The 18747-nt window shown below is 69.9% G+C and carries 16 protein-coding genes; 14 read left to right on the top strand and 2 right to left on the bottom strand.

What is annotated here, in order from left to right; all coding sequences use genetic code 11:
* Positions 1-732: LysR family transcriptional regulator (locus AC1DVT_RS08350; RefSeq protein WP_477388111.1), on the bottom strand; the 732-nt coding region annotated here is incomplete at its 3' end.
* An 88-nt stretch (positions 733-820) separates the two neighbouring features.
* Here AC1DVT_RS08350 and AC1DVT_RS08345 point away from each other — a divergent pair.
* The 11 genes from AC1DVT_RS08345 (at position 821) to rocD (ending at position 13340) form a co-directional block, all read left to right on the top strand.
* Positions 821-4567 (top strand): proline dehydrogenase family protein, encoded by a 3747-nt coding sequence (locus tag AC1DVT_RS08345; RefSeq protein ID WP_477388109.1) that lies wholly within the window; start codon positions 821-823, stop codon positions 4565-4567.
* Positions 4568-4586: 19 nt separating this feature from the next.
* Complete coding sequence (locus AC1DVT_RS08340) at positions 4587-4796, top strand: hypothetical protein (protein WP_477388107.1); 210 nt, start codon at positions 4587-4589, stop codon at positions 4794-4796.
* Between the two features lie 40 nt (positions 4797-4836).
* The gene (locus tag AC1DVT_RS08335; protein WP_477388105.1) at positions 4837-6471 is read left to right on the top strand and encodes a LuxR C-terminal-related transcriptional regulator; all 1635 of its coding nucleotides are present in this window, start codon (positions 4837-4839) and stop codon (positions 6469-6471) included.
* A gap of 75 nt (positions 6472-6546) precedes the next feature.
* Positions 6547-7746, top strand: coding sequence for a flavin-containing monooxygenase (locus AC1DVT_RS08330; protein ID WP_477388103.1), 1200 nt, complete (start codon positions 6547-6549; stop codon positions 7744-7746).
* Positions 7710-8144 (top strand): hypothetical protein, encoded by a 435-nt coding sequence (locus AC1DVT_RS08325; protein WP_477388101.1) that lies wholly within the window; start codon positions 7710-7712, stop codon positions 8142-8144. The genes AC1DVT_RS08330 and AC1DVT_RS08325 overlap by 37 nt, the downstream gene beginning before the upstream one ends.
* Positions 8144-8359, top strand: coding sequence for a helix-turn-helix transcriptional regulator (locus AC1DVT_RS08320; RefSeq protein ID WP_457100926.1), 216 nt, complete (start codon positions 8144-8146; stop codon positions 8357-8359). Before AC1DVT_RS08325 ends, AC1DVT_RS08320 begins: the two co-directional genes overlap by 1 nt.
* A gap of 75 nt (positions 8360-8434) precedes the next feature.
* Positions 8435-9289, top strand: a complete 855-nt coding sequence (locus tag AC1DVT_RS08315; RefSeq protein WP_477388099.1) for a helix-turn-helix domain-containing protein — start codon at positions 8435-8437, stop codon at positions 9287-9289.
* A gap of 134 nt (positions 9290-9423) precedes the next feature.
* Complete coding sequence (locus AC1DVT_RS08310; RefSeq protein WP_477388097.1) at positions 9424-10140, top strand: alpha/beta fold hydrolase; 717 nt, start codon at positions 9424-9426, stop codon at positions 10138-10140.
* A gap of 28 nt (positions 10141-10168) precedes the next feature.
* Positions 10169-10990: an alpha/beta fold hydrolase gene (locus AC1DVT_RS08305; RefSeq protein WP_457100929.1), complete on the top strand. Its 822-nt coding sequence runs from the start codon at positions 10169-10171 to the stop codon at positions 10988-10990.
* A 239-nt stretch (positions 10991-11229) separates the two neighbouring features.
* Positions 11230-12099, top strand: coding sequence for a dimethylargininase (gene ddaH, locus AC1DVT_RS08300; protein ID WP_477388095.1), 870 nt, complete (start codon positions 11230-11232; stop codon positions 12097-12099).
* An 11-nt stretch (positions 12100-12110) separates the two neighbouring features.
* Positions 12111-13340: an ornithine--oxo-acid transaminase gene (gene rocD / locus AC1DVT_RS08295; RefSeq protein WP_477388093.1), complete on the top strand. Its 1230-nt coding sequence runs from the start codon at positions 12111-12113 to the stop codon at positions 13338-13340.
* Positions 13341-13350: 10 nt separating this feature from the next.
* On the opposite strand, the gene AC1DVT_RS08290 is transcribed toward rocD, so the two are convergent.
* Positions 13351-14946, bottom strand: a complete 1596-nt coding sequence (locus AC1DVT_RS08290; protein ID WP_477388091.1) for a molybdopterin-dependent oxidoreductase — start codon at positions 14944-14946, stop codon at positions 13351-13353.
* Positions 14947-15047: 101 nt separating this feature from the next.
* Here AC1DVT_RS08290 and AC1DVT_RS08285 point away from each other — a divergent pair, with 101 nt between their 5' ends.
* From AC1DVT_RS08285 to AC1DVT_RS08275, 3 genes are all read left to right on the top strand, one after another.
* Positions 15048-16751: a circularly permuted type 2 ATP-grasp protein gene (locus AC1DVT_RS08285; protein WP_477388089.1), complete on the top strand. Its 1704-nt coding sequence runs from the start codon at positions 15048-15050 to the stop codon at positions 16749-16751.
* A 76-nt stretch (positions 16752-16827) separates the two neighbouring features.
* Entirely contained in the window at positions 16828-17760 is a 933-nt protein-coding gene (locus tag AC1DVT_RS08280) for an alpha-E domain-containing protein (protein WP_457100934.1), read from the top strand.
* Positions 17757-18602: a transglutaminase family protein gene (locus tag AC1DVT_RS08275; protein ID WP_477388087.1), complete on the top strand. Its 846-nt coding sequence runs from the start codon at positions 17757-17759 to the stop codon at positions 18600-18602. The genes AC1DVT_RS08280 and AC1DVT_RS08275 overlap by 4 nt, the downstream gene beginning before the upstream one ends.
* The last annotated feature ends 145 nt before the right edge of the window (positions 18603-18747 follow it).

Below are 18747 nucleotides of genomic sequence, written 5' to 3'. Positions count from 1 at the left end.
CACGAGATCCGGCAGCACCCCCACCGCCCGCCCCGCGGCGATGAGGCGCACCTGAGCGGTGAGGTCCGCGATCTCGAACCGCACGTCGGGCTCGAACCCGGCGGCTCGGCACTGCTGCACCGCCCACTGCCGGGCCGCCGTACCCGCCGGCTCCATCACCCACGCGCGATCACGCAGCGCGGTGAGGCCTGTCGCCGGGTCGTGCGGCGGAAGTGCGAGCCGGATGGGGTCGTTTCCGAGCGTCTCGCGCTGCAGACCGCTGCGGTGCGGACGAGTGTGCCCGGGGTACTGCTCGGCGATCACGAGGTCGAACCCGCGGGCCGAAAGCTCGAACAGACCCTCCTCGGGCGGCACTTCGGCGATCTCCACCCGCAGCGTCGGCTCGCGCTCGGCGAGCAGGGTGAGCGCATTCGGCAGGATCGCCTGCGCCGCGGTCTGCAGTACCGCGACGCGCACGGGCGCGATCCCGGTCTGCAGCGACTCGAGCTCGCCGCGGATCTGCTCCTCGAGCTCGAGAGCACGAGCGGCGTGCGCGGCCAGCGCCTCGCCGTGCGCGGTCAGCCGCACGCGGCGGCCGTCCGGCACAAGCAGCGGCACGCCGGCGTCCTTCTCGAGCTGGGCGAGCTGCTGCGAGATCGTCGACGGGCTGTAGGAGAGGGCCTCCGCGACGGCCGCGAGTGTGCCGCGAAGTGCGAGTTCGTGCAGCAGACGGAGGCGGCGCAGTTCGAACACGAGGTCCCCCCAACCATCGACAGAACTGAATGGTATTGATCGTAGATCATCGCTTTTGCTGAATGATCGGATACGGGATGCTGGAAGCATGACGTCGACACCGATGCCGTCCGCCGTGCCCACCGACGCTCTCACCGAGCGCGCGATCACCCTCGCGCAGCGCTGGGTCGCCGAGGCAGCCGACGCCCAGGCCGACCCCGCGGCCGAGCGGCTGGCCGGGGTGCTCCGCGATCCGAACGGCCTGCCGTTCACGATCGGCTTCGTCGACGGTGTCATGCGTCCGGAGAGCCTCGCGGCCGCGGCATCCAATCTCCAGCGCGTTGCGCCCCTCGTGCCCGACTTCCTGCCCTGGTACCTGCGCGGCGCGGTGCGCGTGGGTGGTGCGATGGCGCCGGTGCTGCCGACCCCGGTCGTGCCGATCGCCCGCCGGGTGCTCCGGGAGATGGTCGGCCACCTCGTGGTCGACGCCCGGCCGGAGAAGCTCGGGCCCGCCATCGCGGAACTCCGCGCAGGAGGCGCGCGGCTCAACCTCAACCTGCTCGGCGAGGCGGTGCTCGGCGAGCACGAGGCGCTGCGCCGGCTCGACGGCATCCACGACCTCATTCGCCGGCCCGACGTCGACTACGTCTCGGTCAAGGTGTCGGCCGTCGCGAGCCACATCTCGATGTGGGCGTTCGACGAGGTCGTCGAAAAGGTCGTCGAGCGGCTGCTGCCGCTCTATCTGAGCGCCGCTTCGACAAGCTCAGCGACCGGGGGATCGACATTCATCAACCTCGACATGGAGGAGTACCGCGACCTCGACCTGACGATCGCGGTCTTCACCCGCATCCTCGAAGACCCCCGCCTGCGCGACCTCGAAGCCGGCATCGTGCTGCAGGCCTACCTGCCCGATGCCCTCCCCGCCCTCCAGCAGCTCACCGCCTGGGCGCAGCAGCGCGTCGCGGCGGGCGGCGCGCGCATCAAGGTGCGGCTCGTGAAGGGCGCGAACCTCGCGATGGAGCGAGTGGATGCCGTGATGCACGGGTGGTCGCTCGCGACCTACGACGCCAAGGTCGACTCCGACGCGAATTACCTGCGGTGCCTCGACTTCGCGCTGAACGCCGAGCACACCGCCGCCGTGCGGATCGGCGTGGCCGGTCACAACCTCTTCGACATCGCCTACGCCTGGCTGCTGGCCGACGAGCGCGGGGCTCGCGAGGGCGTCGAATTCGAGATGCTCCTCGGCATGGCGCAGGGTCAGGTCGCCGCGGTCACCCGCGAGGTCGGCCATGTGCTGCTGTACGTGCCGGTCGTGCGCCCCGACGAATTCGACGTCGCGATCAGCTACCTCGTGCGGCGCCTGGAAGAGAACGCGTCCACCGAGAACTTCCTCTCCGCCGCGTTCGATCTGGCCGACGACCAGACGCTGTTCGAGCGCGAACGGGATCGCTTCGTCGCGTCCACCGTCCGTGCCGCCGACCCCGAGCTGCACATCGGACCGAATCGGGCGCAGGACCGCTCCAGCGAAGCCGAGCCGATCACGCCGCGTGCACCGGCGCGCCGGCAGCGCGAGTCGCCGACCGACGAGGACCTCACACAGGCCGTCATCGGCATCGCCCGCTCCGCCGCGAGCGCGGACGACTCGGGCGAGGACGACGAGCCCGGTGCCCCGCTCGAGCACCCCGCCGAGGAGGTCCACTTCGGCGGTGAGGCCTTCGTCGAGACCGCGGTCTACGCGCCGCGCGAGTCCGCCATCCGCGCCGCCGGAGCCCCCGGATTCCGCAACGCCGCCGACTCCGACCCTGCCCTCCCCGCGAACCGGGCGTGGGCGCGCGACATCCTCGCCCGGATCGAGACCTCCACCGCGGGCGACGCGACGATCGCCGCGGCCCGGGTCGACGACCTGGCCACGCTGGGCGCGATCATCGGGCGGGTGACGGATGCCGCGGCCGCATGGGGCGCGAAGCCCGCGGTCGATCGCGGTGCGGTGCTGCTGGCCGCGGGCCGAGTCCTCGAAGCCCGACGGGGCGAGCTCATCGAGGTCGCGGCATCCGAAACCGGCAAGATCTTCGCCGAAGCCGACGTCGAAGTCAGCGAGGCGATCGACTTCGCGAACTACTACGCGGCCACCGCCCGCGAGCTCGACCGGGTCAGCGGCGCCGTGTTCGTGCCGTCCCGACTGACCGTGGTGACCCCGCCGTGGAACTTCCCACTGGCAATCCCGGCGGGCGGCGTGCTCGCGGCGCTCGCGGCCGGATCGGGCGTCGTCTTCAAGCCCGCCCCGCAGGCTCGGCGGTGCGCGGCCGTGCTCGCCGAGGCGCTGTGGGAGGCCGGCGTGCCGCGCGATGTGCTCGCGCTGGTCGACATCGACGAGGGCGAGCTGGGGCAGCGGCTCATCTCGCACCCGGCGGTCGACCGCGTGATCCTCACCGGGTCCTGGGAGACGGCGGCCCTGTTCCGCTCCTGGCGTCCCGATCTTCCCCTCCTGGCTGAGACCAGCGGCAAGAACGCGATGATCGTCATGCCCTCCGCCGACCTCGACCTCGCGGCATCCGATCTCATCAAAAGCGCGTTCGGGCACGCCGGTCAGAAGTGCTCCGCCGCGTCGCTCGCGATCCTCGTCGGACCCGTCGGCCGCTCGCGCCGGTTCGCCCGGCAGCTCGTCGACGCCGCCACCTCGCTGCACGTCGGGCCGCCGACGGATCCGGTGTCGGAAGTCGGGCCMGTCATCGAGCCCCCGCACGGCAAGCTCGAATGGGCGCTCACCACCCTCGACGAGGGGGAGCAGTGGCTCGTCGAGCCGCGCAGGCTCGATCTCGGACCCGAGACGGCTGGGCGGTTCTGGACCCCCGGCATCCGCACCGGCGTGCATGCCGGGTCGCGGTTCCACCGTGAGGAGTTCTTCGGACCTGTGCTCGGCGTCATGCACGCGACGTCGCTGAGTCAGGCGATCGAACTGCAGAACGCGGTCGCGTACGGCCTCACGGCCGGGCTGTACACGCAGAACCCCGGCGACCTCGCCCTCTGGCTCGACCGCGTCGAGGCGGGCAACCTCTACGTCAACCGCGGAATCACCGGGGCGATCGTGCAGCGCCAGCCGTTCGGCGGATGGAAGCGATCCTCCGTTGGACCCGGCACGAAGGCGGGCGGACCGAACTATCTCGTCGGGCTGGGCTCCTGGCGCGGGTCGTCGGGCGCGCAGTCGTCGCCCACCCTGCATCTGCGGGGCCTCGACTCGCGCATCACCGCGGTGATCGAGGCGGCGCAGCCGTCGCTGGACTACGAGGCGTTCGAGTGGCTGCGCCGCGCGGCGCTGTCGGACGCGATCGCATGGGATCGCGAGTTCGGACAGGTGAAGGATGCCTCGCACCTCGGTATCGAGCGCAACCTGTTCCGCTACCGCCCGATCGCARGCGGCGTGGCCGTGCGGGCCACGGCGGACGCGAGCCTTCAGGCGATCCTGCGCGTGGCGATCGCGGGGCTGCGCTCGGGCGCCGGGTTCACGATGAGCGCGCCCTTCGGGCTGCCCGCACCGGTGCGCCGCGCGCTCAGCGACCAGGGCCTGCCGGTGTTCGTCGAGACCGACGAGCAGTGGCTGGAACGGATGCTGGGCGACGAGTCCGAAGCCGGGCCCGCCGTGTCGCGGGCCCGACTGGTCGGCTCCGCCGCGACGGTGGCAGAAATCCACCGCGCCCTTGCCGAGGCGCTGGGCGGCAACCCCGACCTCGCGACCTACGACAGCGAGGTCACCGCGGCCGGCCGGCTCGAGCTGCTCCCGTTCCTGCACGAGCAGTCGATCACCATCACCGCGCACCGCTTCGGAAATTTCGACCCCTGGAGCGAGGCGGTCATTTAGCTCTGGGTAGTGTCGAGTCATGCAGGACATCGCGACCCTCACATCGCTCGTTTCAGCCATGTGGCTGACTGTCGCGATCCTCGCGGCCGGCTACGCGCGCACCCGGAACCGCTCGCCGTGGGTGTGGTTCCTGGCCACCATGATCCTCGGGCCGATCGCCGCCTTCCTGCTGGTCGTGTGGCCCGCGGTCCCGGACCCTGTCGCCTCCGAGCTCGCTTCGCAGCGCTGACGCCATTGCCAGGTCGGTATGGCGGGCCGATACTGTGCCCATGCCCGACTTCGGCACGCTCGATCGCGGTCGTGTCACCGCGACGCTGAACGACTGGACCGCACGATTCGACCGGCTCTCGCGCGAGTCCGCCGCGACGGGTCTCTCGGCCGAGGACTTCGACGACCTCGGGCTGGCCGCGTGGTTCATCGGCCGAACCGACGAATCGGAGCGGGCATGGGATGCCGCGCACCGGGCATACCTCGCTGCCGGCGACGTGGATGCCGCGATCCGGTGCGTCTTCTGGATCGGCTTCACGCTCTCCGAACAGGGCGACGGCATCCGCGGCGGCGCCTGGATGGGCCGGCTGTTCGAACTGGCGCACTCCGCCGGCGTGAGCCGGGATTCGGAAGCCATCGTGGTCATGTGCCGCTCGGTCGCCGCGTTCGTCCAGGGCCGGGCCGACGAGTCGATCGTTCTCGCCCGCGAAGCCGTCGAACTGGCCCGCAGCGCGGCGGACGCCGACGTCGAAGTCCTCGCCACCATGTCGCTCGGCCGTGCGCTGGTTGCGACGGGGCGGATCGAAGAGGGCTTCGCGCGGTTGGACCAGGTCATGGTCGCGATCTCGTCGCACTCGGTGAGCGACCGCGTGGCGGGCCCGGCGTACTGCGCCGTCATCGCGAGCTGCCTCGCGCGGTGGGATGTCGAGCGCGCGCGGGCGTGGACGCGCAACCTCAGCGCATGGTGCGACATGCAGCAGGGCCTGAAGCCGTTCCGGGGGGAGTGCTCGGTGCTCCGCGCGGTCGTGCTCCGCGTCGGCGGCGAGTGGAGCGAGGCCGAACGCACGCTCACCGACGTCGCGGCCCACGAGTCTCGTCCCGAGACCAAGGAGAACGCGATCTACGGTCTCGCGGAGTTGCATCGGCTCGCGGGTCGTCGAGGCGGGGCCGAAGCCGGATACCGGCTCGCTGCCGACCTAGGTCGCGAGGTGCAGCCCGGACTGGGATTGCTGCGCCGCGACGAGGGGGATGTGGCCACTGCCCGCACGGGTATCGCCCGTGCACTGGATGCCGCCGACCAACCGAACCGGCGTGCGGACCTGCTCGCGGCCCAGGTGGAGATCATCGTCGACACCGAWCTCGACGCGGCTGACCGGGCAGCCTCCGAACTCGAGGCGCTGGCCGAGGTGCTCGATACGGTCTATCTGCACGGGCAGGCGGAGCGCGCACGAGGGATCGTGCTCATCGCGACCGGCGATGCGGGGAGCGCGTTCCCATTGCTGCGGCGGTCGTGGGCGGCGTGGCGGCGCCTCGATGCCCCGTATGAGGCCGCGCTCACCCGGGTGCAGCTCGGCCGCGCGGCGCGTGCGATGGGGGACGAGGAAGGGGCGCAGCTCGAGTTCGACGCCGCTCGCGCGGGGCTCACGGCGCTTGGCGCAGTGCCGGATCTCGACCGGTTGGAGCGCATCGCGAAGCCGTTCGCCCCGGCGGTGGCGGGCGGCCTCACCCCACGGGAAGGGGAGGTGCTGCGGCTCATCGCGCAGGGTCGGTCCAATCGAGGAATCGCGAACGAGCTGTTCCTCAGCGAGCGAACCGTCGCCAGACACGTGAGCAACATCCTCGCCAAGCTCGCGCTGCCCAATCGCGCAGCCGCCACCGCCTTCGCCTTCGAGCACGGAATGACCACGTCGGCCTGAGCCGAAATGGTCATTTCTGCCGATGTGCCGGCTTCGGCGCTCGACCTACCTTCGAGAGCGAAGAAGGAGGTCATCATGACCGAAACAGTTCTGGATACCGCGGTGATCGGCGCCGGAGCCGCCGGCCTGCACGTGGGCCGTCTGCTGGTGGATCGGGGTGTCCGCGTCGAGCTGTTCGATGAGCACGCCCACGTCGGCGACTCCTGGCGGGAGCGATATCGCTCGCTGCGGATCTTCAGCCCGGGGCGCGTCTCAAGCCTTCCCGGGCTGCCGCTCGACGTCGGGTTCTTCGGATATCCGAGTGCGCAGCAGATGGGCGACTACCTCCTGCGGTACGCCACGCGCTTCGGCATTCCCGTGCGCAGCGACGCGAAGGTCGTCAGTCTGACCGCGGATGGCGGCGGATTCCGGCTCGAACTCGCGAACGGCGATGTCGTGCTCTCCGAGCGGGTCGTGGTGGCGGCGGGCGCACATCGCGTGCCGAAGCTTCCGCCCTTCGCGGAGGAGCTCGACGACGGCATCACGCAAGTGACCTCCATCGACTATCGCGGTCCCGAGCAGCTTGCGCCGGGCCATGTCCTGGTGGTCGGCGCCGGGAACTCCGGCACCGACATCGCCCTCGAGGCCGCGCGCAGCGGTCACGAGGTGACGATCGCCGGGCGGCACCCGGGTCAGGTCCCCGTCGACGTCGACAACCCGATCGGAAACCTGATGACGGGTCTCTTCCTTCGGCGCCTCCGCCGACTCACCGTCGACACCGAGAAGGGGCGCGCCGCCAAGGGGGCGCATCAGGGCATCATGCTCGTGCGCAACAAGCTCGCCGATCTCGACCGCGCCGGGATCACCCGCGTCGCGCGCATCGAGTCGGTCGTGGATGGCAAGCCGGTGACCGCGGACGGTGCCGCCATCGATGCGACGACAGTCGTGTGGGCGACCGGATCGCTGCCCGACCTGCGTTGGATCCACATCGACGGCGTGCTCGACCCGCAGGGTGAGCCGCTGCACCGCAGAGGCATCGCAATCGACCGCGCCGGGCTCGGGTTCGTGGGACTCGACTTCCAGTACTCGGCGGCATCGGGCGCGCTGTTCGGCATGGGAGCGGATGCCGAGTACGTCGTCGACGCGCTGCACCGCGTCGAGCACCCGGCCGCCGCCCAAATATGTAAAGAATTCTTGACACGGAGCCACCCGCGGCCTAGCCTGGCGATGTCAAATATTCCTTACATGAGGAGGCTCCCATGGTCTACCAGGAGCGCAACACCTGGGCGACGCTGATCGCGACCGTCATCACGCTGCCGATCTACATCGTCATCGTGCTGGTCCAGGCGGATGGCGGACCGCTCACCGAGATGGAATGGGTGCCGATCCTGCTGTGGACGATGGGTGCGTCGATCGTCGGCGCGATCGTGATCAGCATTCTGTGGGGCATCTTCGCGGGCATGGGGGATCCCGCCGGGGTGGGCGTCTCAGACCAGCGCGACCGCGACATCTCCCGCCTGGGCAGCCGACTGGGGTACGGCGTCCTCGTCGCGTTCGCCCTGCTCGCACTCGTGCTGTCGATGGTCGAGGCTGACTGGTTCTGGATCGGCAACGCACTGTTCCTCGGCTTCGCGCTCGCGACGCTCGTGGGCGACATCGCGCGGGTGGTGGCCTACCGCCGCGGGATCGCCTGATGGTCAAGCCGACCAAGGTCACCAACTCGATCCGGGCGCTGCGTGAGCAGGCCGGGCTCACCCAGGCGGAGCTCGCGAAGCAGGTCGGGGTGACCCGCCAGACGCTCATCGCGATCGAGCAGGGGAAGTACTCGCCCACGCTCGAGCTGGCGTTCCAGATCTCGCGCATCTTCGGGGTGAGTCTCGACGACGTCTTCCAGTACCCGTCGACCTGACCCCGCAGGTGACACACCGGCGGGACGCGGGTGCGGCAGCACTTACGGTGGACTAGCCCCATCGGAAGGACACGAATGGCAGACGGATCGCTCGCGCTTGCGGAGTTCCTGCGCGCACGTCGCAACGTCTGCCAGCCGGAGGATGTCGGGATTCACCGCGGTCCCCGCCGACGTGTGCCAGGACTGCGGCGCGACGAGGTGGCGAGGATCGCGGGCATCAGTGCGGAGTACTACCTGCGTCTCGAGCAGGGTCGCGGCAGCAGGCCCTCCGACCAGGTGCTGAACGCCATCGCGCGAGCACTCCTGCTCGACGCCGACTCTCGGCAGTACCTCTTCAGGATCGCCAGCGGCGACATCCCCAGCTCCGTGGTCCCTGACGCAGAGTCCGCTGAGCGGATCGCGCGACTCCTCGGCCATTGGACTCACACCCCGGCATACGTCTCCGACAGCAACCGCGACATCGTCGCCGCGAACCCGCTCGCGACCGTCTTCGGCCAGGGGGGCCTCGCGGTCGGATCGAACGTCGTGCTGGATCTCTTCGTCCCGCGGATGAAGCGCACGGTCACCGAGTGGGAGCTCATGACCCGCGCCGCGCTCGCCAGCCTGCGGCGGGATGCCGACCCGTCCTCGCCCCGCCTGCAGCAGATCATCGACGAGTTGTCGGGCGACCCCGACTTCGTGCGGCTGTGGTCGCGGTACGACGTGTCTGGACCTGAAGAGGCCCGCATCCACATGGTGGTCGAGAACATCGGAACCCTCGAGGTCGAACTGGCGAACCTCGCGGTGCGCAGCATGCCGGGGTACCTCCTCACGGTGCTCTCCGCGCCACCACAGAGCAGCACTGCCATCGTGTTCTCGAGCCTCGCGGCTTCGCTGAGGTCATCGCGCGATCTGGCCGACGCGGGCGAGAAGGCAGACCCGCTCCCATAGGCGGTGGGTGGTACAACGAGGGCCACGCGCTCCGGGACCACAGCTCGTACCGTGAATCCTGGCTCGACGTCGAGTCGAGCAGGCGATCAATCGCCTGCTCTTCTGTTCCCACGCTCGAACCAGAAAGCAGAATCATGCCTGAACCCATCACCGTCGTGCTCGTGCACGGCGCCTTCGCGGAATCGTCGAGCTGGAGCGGCGTGCTCGCCAACCTCCTCGGCCGAGGCGTCGCCGCGATCGCGACCCCGAACCCGCTGCGCAGCGTCACCACCGATGCAGACAATGTGCGCCGTGCGGCCGAGTCGGTCGACGGCCCCGTGCTGCTCGTCGGCCACTCCTACGGCGGCGCCGTCATCACCGAAGCCGCCGTCGGCAGCGACGTCGTGAAGGGACTCGTGTACGTCGCCGCGTTCGCGCCCGACCACGGCGAGACGGCCCTGGAGCTGAGCGGCCGGTTCCCCGGCAGCACCCTCGGCGAGACGATCCGCGCCTATCCGCTGGGAGACGGGACCAACGACCTCACCGTCGATCGTGAGCTGTTCCCGAGCCAGTTCGCCGGCGACGTTCCCCTCGAGGACGCGAAGATCGCGGGAGCGACCCAGCGCCCGATCCGCGACTTCGCCCTCGGCGAGCCTCTTCCGGCGGAGACTCCCGCGTGGAAGACCGTGCCGTCCTGGTTCGTTTTCGGCACGGGAGACAAGAACATCCCGGCCGAGGGCCTGCGCTTCATGGCCGACCGGGCCGGCTCGCTCAAGACCGTCGAGATCGAAGGCGCCTCCCACTCGGTGATGGTGTCGAACCCCGCCGCCGTCGCCGACCTCATCGTCGAAGCCCTCACCTACCTGTCCTGATTCGTCCCCCCCGAAAGAGAAGAGAAGCATGCCCCACTTCACCACCACCGACGGAACCGAGCTCTACTACACCGACCAGGGCGCCGGACAGCCTGTGCTCTTCAGCCACGGCTGGCCGCTCAGCTCGGACGCCTGGCAGGTCGAGATCAAGCTCCTGACCGACAACGGCTACCGCGCGATCGCCCATGACCGCCGAGGTCACGGGCATTCCGCGAAGACCTACGCCGGCAACGACATGGACACCTACGCGAAGGACCTCGCCGAACTCGTCGAGCACCTCGACCTTGAGAACCTCGTCGTCGTGGGGCACTCCACCGGCGGCGGCGAAGTCGTCCGCTACGCCGCCCAGCACGGCAAGGGTCGCGTCGCGAAGGTCATCACGGTGGGCGCAGTCCCTCCGCAGATGGTCAAGACCGACAGCAACCCCGAAGGCCTCCCCATCGAGGTCTTCGACGGCATCCGTGCCGGTGTGCTCGAGGACGCCTCGCAGTTCTACAAGGACCTGACCGAGGCATTCTTCGGCGCCAACCGAGAGGGCTCCGCCGTCTCGCAGGGTGCGAAGGACGACTTCTGGCGCCAGGGGATGCTCGTCAACCTCGCGGCTGCCTACGACTGCGTCGCGGCGTTCTCGGAGACCGACTTCACCGAGGACCTCGAGGCGCTGGACGTGCCCATCTTCATCGCGCACGGCGACGACGACCAGATCGTCCCCATCGGCGCGGCGTCGCTGAAGTCGGCCGAACTGGTCAAGGACGGCACGCTGAAGGTCTACCCGGGTGCCCCGCACGGCATCTACGGCGACTACCGGACCGAGCTCGGCCAGGACATCCTCGCCTTCATCGCGAAGTAGCCCCACTCGGGCGACGCCCCGGCCTTCCGCCGGGGCGTCGCCCGCGCCGGCCAGAGGCATCGACACGATCCGGACTCTGCGGGAGGGTTTCGAAGCGGCGTGCGAGAATGGGTGTCGGCGTGCACGTGTCGCCCCTTCCTGCGCAGCTTCGTCAGTGTCCTTCGACAGACTCCGGAGCCAGCGAGTCGAAGGGCCGCCGGGCCTGTGGACAGCGTCCGCCACCTTCCCGAAGGAGCACGATGTCCACGCAGAACACCGCGGAAGCGACGGCGGCAACCCCCCGCATCCCCCAACGTCGTTCCTATCTGATGTGCCGCCCTGAGCACTTCACGGTCAGCTACACCATCAACCCCTGGATGGAGCCGGCCAACCCGACCGACACCGCCCTCGCGGTGCAGCAATGGCAGGCGCTGTACGACACGTACGTCGCACTCGGCCACGAGGTGCACCTCATCGACCCGATCGAGGGTCTGCCGGACATGGTCTACACCGCCAACGGCGGGTTCATCATCGACGGGGTGGCGTACGGCGCGAAGTTCCGCTTCCAGGAGCGTGTGCCCGAGGGCCCCGCCTTCATGGAGTGGTTCGGCGCCAACGGCTTCACCGTCGCCGAGCCCGTCCAGGTCAACGAGGGCGAGGGCGACTTCCTGCTGGTCGGCGACACGATCCTCGCCGGCACCGGCTTCCGCTCCACCGGAGACAGCCACCAGGAGCTGCGCGACGTGTTCGGCAAGGAGGTCGTGAGCCTCACCCTGGTCGACCCGCGGTTCTACCACCTCGACACCGCCATCTCGGTGCTCGACCCGGTCGAAGGCGCCGGCGGCGCCGAGCGCGCGAACATCGCCTACCTGCCCGGGGCTTTCGACGCGGAGAGCCGGCGCGTGCTCGCCGAGCGCTACCCCGACGCGATCCTCGTGGCGGACGAAGACGGCGCGGTGTTCGGCCTCAACTCGGCCAGCGACGGTCTCAACGTCATCATCTCCCCGCGCGCGAAGGGCTTCGAGGCCCAGCTGCGCGAGCGCGGCTACAACCCGATCCTCGTCGACCTGTCCGAGCTGCTGCTCGGCGGCGGCGGGATCAAGTGCTGCACACTCGAGCTGCGACGCTGAAGGAGCAACCAGTGACCACTTCGCAGAGCGTGGCGCCCGACGCCACCTCCACCCGCGTCATCGAGGCCGAAGAGCAGCACGTCGCGCACAACTACCACCCACTCCCGGTCGTGATCTCCCGCGCCGAGGGCGCATGGGTGACGGATGTCGAGGGCAAGCGCTACCTCGACCTGCTGTCCGCCTACTCGGCGCTGAACTTCGGCCACCGGCATCCGGCGATCGTCGCCGCGGCGACCGAGCAGCTCGGACGGATCACGCTCACCAGCCGGGCGTACCACAACGACCAGCTGGGCCCGTTCGCCGAGGCGCTCGCGCGACTGTGCGGCAAGGATCTCGTTCTCCCCATGAACACCGGCGCCGAGGCGGTCGAGACCGGCATCAAGGTCGCCCGCGCGTGGGCCTACCGCGTCAAGGGCGTGGTGCCGGATGCCGCGAAGATCGTCGTCGCGAACGGCAACTTCCACGGCCGCACCACGACGATCGTCGGCTTCAGCGACGACCCGACCGCCCGTGACGGCTTCGGGCCGTTCGCCCCCGGGTTCGTCTCGGTGCCGTTCGGAGATGCCGCGGCGATCGAGGTCGCGATCGACGCGAAGACGGCCGCCGTGCTGATCGAGCCGATCCAGGGCGAGGCCGGGATCATCATTCCCCCGGAGGGGTACCTGCGCGCGGTCCGGGAGATCTGCACGCGCCACAACGTGCTGTTCATCGCCGATGAGATCCAGTCAGGACTCGGCCGCGTCGGGACGACGTTCGCGTGCGACCGCGAAGGCGTCGTGCCGGACGTGTATCTGCTCGGCAAGGCGCTGGGCGGCGGCATCCTTCCGCTCTCCGCGGTKGTGGCGGATGCCGCGGTGCTCGGCGTCATCCACCCCGGCGAGCACGGCTCGACGTTCGGCGGCAACCCTCTGGCCGCCGCGGTGGGGCTGCGCGTCGTCGAGATGCTCGAGTCCGGTGAGTTCCAGGCCCGCGCGGTCGCCCTCGGCGAGCACCTCGAGGCGAAGCTCGCGGAGCTCATCGGCCACGGCGTCAAGGCCGTGCGCATCGCGGGGCTCTGGGCCGGAATCGACATCGACCCCGCGGTCGGCAGCGGCCGCGAGGTGGCCGAGCGGATGCTCGCACGAGGCGTGCTCGTCAAGGACACGCACGRGCAGACGATCCGCATCGCGCCGCCGCTCGTGGTGCGCGCGACGGAGCTGGACTGGGCAGTCGAGCAGCTGCGGATCGTGCTCGCGGGCTGACCCGCGCGGCTCAGGCGACGTCGACGGTCAGGCGATGCCAGCCGGTCGCACCGTCGGGGATCGGCGGGGCCTCGTCGTCGGTCTGCGTCTCGCCGAGGGTGTTCGTCGCGCGGCAGCGCAGCTCGTGGCGGCCGGACTTCGCCGTCCACGGCATGCTCCACTGCACCCAGGTGTCGTCCGAGATCGCCGACGCGAGCGTCGCCTCCTGCCACTTCCCGCCGTCGACCTGCACCTCCACCTTCGCCACGCCCACGTGCTGCTGCCATGCCACCCCGGCGATCACGGCCTCGCCGGCGCTCAGCCCCTGGCCCTGGTGGGGCACGTCGATGCGCGATTCGAGCTTGATCGGTCCCTTCTCGGACCATCCCCGGTCGGTCCAGTAGGCGCTCGCCTGATCGAACCGCGTCACCTCGAGCTCGACGACCCACTTCGTCGCCGACACGTAGCCGTACAGACCGGGCACGACCATCCGCACCGGGAACCCGTGCTCGAGCGGCAGCGGCTCTCCGTTCATGCCCACGGCGAAGATCGCAGCGCGGTCATCCGTCAGCACCTCCAGCGGGGTGCTCGCCGTGAACCCGTCGATCGATCTCGACAGCACCATGTCGGCGCCGGCCTTGGGTCCGGCTCGCTTCAGCAGCTCCCGGATCGGGTAGCCGAGCCACAGGGCGTTGCCGATTAGGTCGCCGCCCACCGTGTTCGACACGCACGTGAGCGTCGTCACGCTCTCCTCCATCGGAAGCGCGAGCAGTTCGTCCCACGTCAGCGTGACCTCGCGATCGACCATCCCGTGGATCCGCAGCGACCAGTCCGCGGGGTCGATCTCAGGCACGATCAGCGCAGTGTCGATGCGATAGAAGGAGACGTTGGGGGTGATCACCTCCGCAAGACCGAGGATGCCGAGCTCGGCGCCGGCGGGAATCGCCGGCGCCGCGACCGCGGGTGCKGGCAGGTGCAGCGCCAGCCGCACGCTCGTCGCGGCACGCGAGCCGACCCGCATCGCCGACCCCCCGATCGCGGCGAGCACTCCGGTGGCCGTGGCGACGCCCGCCCAGACGAAGAACCGGCGTCGGCTCTCGTCAGATGGGCCGTCCGCGGGTCTGTCGGCCGCGGTCTGCTGGGTCGGGGCTGACGCGGCGGCCCTGCGGGCCAGGCCGGCGAGCCAGAACAGTGCGGCCGCGGCGGCGACCCCCGCGATCGCCGACGGAGCCCAGGCGAGCGAACCGGCGTCGGCGCGGGTGGTGGCGAGCACCGCGACGGTGCCGCCGACGACGAGGCAGAGGACGGCGCCCCACGGTGGGCGACGCACCTCGAGTAGCCCGACGCCCGCGGCGAGGACGAGCAGCACCAGCGCGATCCCAATCAGCAGCGCGGCCTTGTCGTTCGTGCCGAACAGCGCGATCGCGGCGTTCTTCGCCCAGGTCGGCGCGAGGTCGATCAGCACACCGCCGACGACCGAGAAGGGGCTGGAGGCGGGCGCGAGCATCGCGGCGGCGAGTTCGCCGATCCCCGCCCCGAGCGCGACGGACGCGACGCCCGCCGTCGCTGCCGCAACCACCCCGCGGCGCGCACCGGTGCGGGCCTCGGCATCCGTCTGCACTGCCATAGCGCGAGCATATGTCCGTACGTGGGCTCTCGGGGCGGTTCGATGCCCTGGGTTCACGACCCGAAATACACCCGCAACACCGCCGCACTAGGCTCGTGCCCATGGGTGACCTCTTCGATGGCTACGGCTCCACATTGGCGCCTCGAAAGACCGCCTCCGGCGTCCCGGCGTTCGACGAGATGTTCGGTGTTCCGACGCATCCGGGTGCTCCGGTGGAGTCGCGAGAGGCCTACCGCGAGCTTTATCAGGCGCTCGCGCAGATGACGCAGGAAGAGCTGCGCGGTCGCACCGAGTCGCTCGCCAGCTCTTACCTCGCGCAGGGCGTCACCTTCGACTTCGCCGGCGAGGAGCGGCCGTTCCCGCTCGACGCCGTGCCGCGGGTCATCGAGTACGACGAGTGGTCGCGCGTCGAGTCCGGCGTCAAGCAGCGGGTGCGCGCGCTGGAGGCCTTCCTCGACGACACCTACGGGCGCCAGCACTGCGTGCGCGACGGGGTGCTGCCCGCAGGACTCATCGCCTCCTCGCAGTACTTCTACCGCCAGGCCGCCGGCATCCATCCCGCCAACGGCGTGCGCATCCAGGTCTCCGGGATCGACCTGATCCGCGATGAGAACGGCGAGATGCGCGTCCTCGAAGACAACGTGCGCGTGCCGTCGGGCGTCAGCTACGTCATCTCCAACCGCCGGGTCATGGCGCAGACGCTGCCCGAGCTGTTCGTCTCGATGCGGGTGCGTCCCGTCGGCGACTACCCGAACAAGCTCCTCGCCGCCCTGCGCGCCGCCTCACCGCCCGGGGTGGAAGACCCGAACGTCGTCGTGCTCACGCCGGGTGTCTACAATTCCGCGTACTTCGAGCACACGCTGCTGGCGCGCCTGATGGGCATCGAACTCGTCGAGGGTCGCGACCTACTCTGCATCGGGGGCAAGGTGTTCATGCGCACCACCCGCGGGCCCAAGCGCGTCGATGTCATCTACCGGCGCGTCGACGACGAGTTCCTCGACCCGCTGTCGTTCCGCGCCGACTCGATGCTGGGCGCCCCGGGGCTCATGCTCGCCGCCCGGCTCGGCAACGTCACGATCGCGAACGCGGTCGGCAACGGCGTCGCCGACGACAAGCTGCTCTACACCTACGTGCCCGACCTCATCCGCTATTACCTCGCCGAGGAGCCGATCCTCAAGAACGTCGACACCTGGCGGCTCGAAGATCCCGGCGCCCTCGAGGAGGTGCTCGACCGCCTCGATCAGCTCGTCGTGAAGCCCGTCGACGGCTCGGGTGGCAAGGGCCTGGTCGTGGGACCGGATGCCTCGCCCGCCGAGCTCGAGAAGCTCCGCAAGCGCCTGATCGCCGATCCGCGCGGTTGGATCGCGCAGCCGGTGATCATGCTCTCGACCATTCCGACGCTCGTCGAGGACGGGATGCGCCCGCGGCACGCCGACCTGCGCCCGTTCGCGGTCAACGACGGGGAGGACATCTGGGTGCTGCCCGGCGGCCTCACCCGCGTCGCGCTGCCCGAGGGGCAGCTCGTCGTCAACTCCAGCCAGGGCGGCGGCTCGAAGGACACCTGGATCGTCGGCGGATCCGCCCCCGGACACGTCGAGTACGGGCAGGGCGCCGGCCTCGCCGGGCTCGTCGCCGATCAGGCCGCGACGGTGACCTCGGCGATCCCCATCATCTACGACGGCCAGCCCGCCGTGACGCACTCCCCGCAGGACCGCCCGCGCTCCCACGTCGAGCAGCAGGAACAGCAGCAGCAGTCCGCGCAGGCCGAGGCATCCGCTGTCGAAGATGGCGGTGCGACGTGCTGAGTCGCATCGCTGTGTTTCGATACGGTCGCAGAGCGACCTACTCAACAACCGGCCTCGAATCGAAGTGTGAGCGAACGTGCTGAGTCGAATCGCTGAGTCTCTGTTCTGGATCGGGCGGTACATCGAGCGCAGCGACGGCACCGCCCGCATCCTCGACGTGCACCTGCAGCTGCTACTGGAGGATCCGTGGATCGACGAAGACACCGCGTGCCGGTCCCTGATCGCCGTCATGGGCTCGACGGACCCGACAGGCGTCGAGCGGGTGACCCGCGAAGACGTGCTCGCGCTGCTCGCCGTCGACCGCACCAATCCGTCGAGCATCGCCTATTCGCTCACATCGGCCCGCGAGAACGCCCGCCGCGCGCGAGAGATCGTCAGCACGGAACTGTGGGAGACGCTCAACACCACGAACTCCCGGATGCCGCGGCGCCTGCAGTCCGAGAAGGTCCACGAATTCTTCCAATGGGTGCGCGAGCGATCCGCGCTCGCCGTCGGCATCGTGGACTCGTCCACGAGCCGTGACGAGGCGTGGCAGTTCTTCACGCTCGGCCGCAGCATCGAACGCGCCGATATGACGGCACGCCTCTTGGCGACGAGATCGCTGACCGAGGCATCCGGACCGTCGTGGACGACCATCCTGCGATCGTGTGGCGCCTACGAGGCCTACCTGCGGACGTACCGGGGGATGCCGAGCGCGCACAATGCGGCGGAGTTCCTGCTGCTCGACCGACTGTTCCCGCGCTCGATCATCTACTCGATCCAGCGCGCGGAGGACTGCATGAGCGCGATCGACCCCCGCGCCGACCGCGTCGGCCACTCCAACACCGTGATGCGGGCGCTCGGTCAGATCCGCAACGACCTCGAGTATCGACCGATCGGCGAGATCCTCGGCGAGCTGCCGCTGCACATGGACCGCGTGCAGAAGGTCACGCGCGAAGCATCCGAAGCCATTCGCGACCGGTTCTTCCCGACGCAGGCCGAGCCGAGCTGGATCGGAGAGATCTCATGAAGCGCCTGCGCATCGAGCACGCGACCGGGTTCTCGTACCAGGGCGAGGTGTCGGCCTCGTACAACGAGGCGCGGATGCTGCCGAGCTCCACCGACAGCCAGTTCGTGCTGAGCTCGGCGCTCGAGATCGAGCCGTCCACCTCGGTCAACCAGTACGTGGACTACTTCGGCACGCGCGTCGCGGCATTCGACGTGCTGTCGCCGCACGCGGAGCTGAACATCACGGCGCGTTCGCTCGTCGAGGTGCGCCCGCGCCCGATGGAGCACCACGACCTGAGCTGGGATCGGCTCGAGCGCGAGGTCGGCCGATCGATCGAGACGATCGAGCAGCTCGGCCAAAGCGGGCGCACCAAGCCGCATCCCGAGGTGGTCGAGATCGCCAAGTCGATCGCGAGCCGCTACGAGCGACCGGGCGAAGCCGCGCACGCGATCGCCGCGGCGATCGGCGACGCCGTCGAGTACATGCACGGCATCACCGGTGTGCACTCCACGGCCGGCGAGGCCTGGGAGGCCCGCAAGGGCGTCTGCCAGGACATCGCGCACATCACGCTGGGCGCCCTTCGGGAGGTCGGCATTCCGGCGCGGTACGTGTCGGGCTACCTGCACCCCAAGAGCGAAGCCGAGGTCGGCGTCGCCGTCGCCGGGGAGTCGCATGCCTGGGTGGAGTGGTTCGCGGGGGACTGGCAGGGCTTCGATCCGACCAACAACGTCGAGATCGGCGATCGGCACGTGCTGGTCGGCCGCGGGCGCGACTACAGCGACGTGCCGCCGCTGCGCGGCGTGTACGCCGGTCCGTTCAAGAGCCACCTGCACGTGAAGGTCACGATCACACGCGAAGCGTGAGAGCGTGGCCTGTCCTGAGTAGGCGCGAAGCGCCGTATCGAAGGGCGATCACCCGCGAGGCGTAGTCGCGCCGCCGCTGGCGGGGACTGCGACCGCGAGCAGCCCGCTCCCCACGCCCCTGGTGGAGCCCTGCGGCGACTGCTAC

It is taken from the genome of Microbacterium sp. P2_F9, from assembly GCF_056403635.1.
This window is presented reverse-complemented; position numbering and strand designations above follow the sequence as displayed.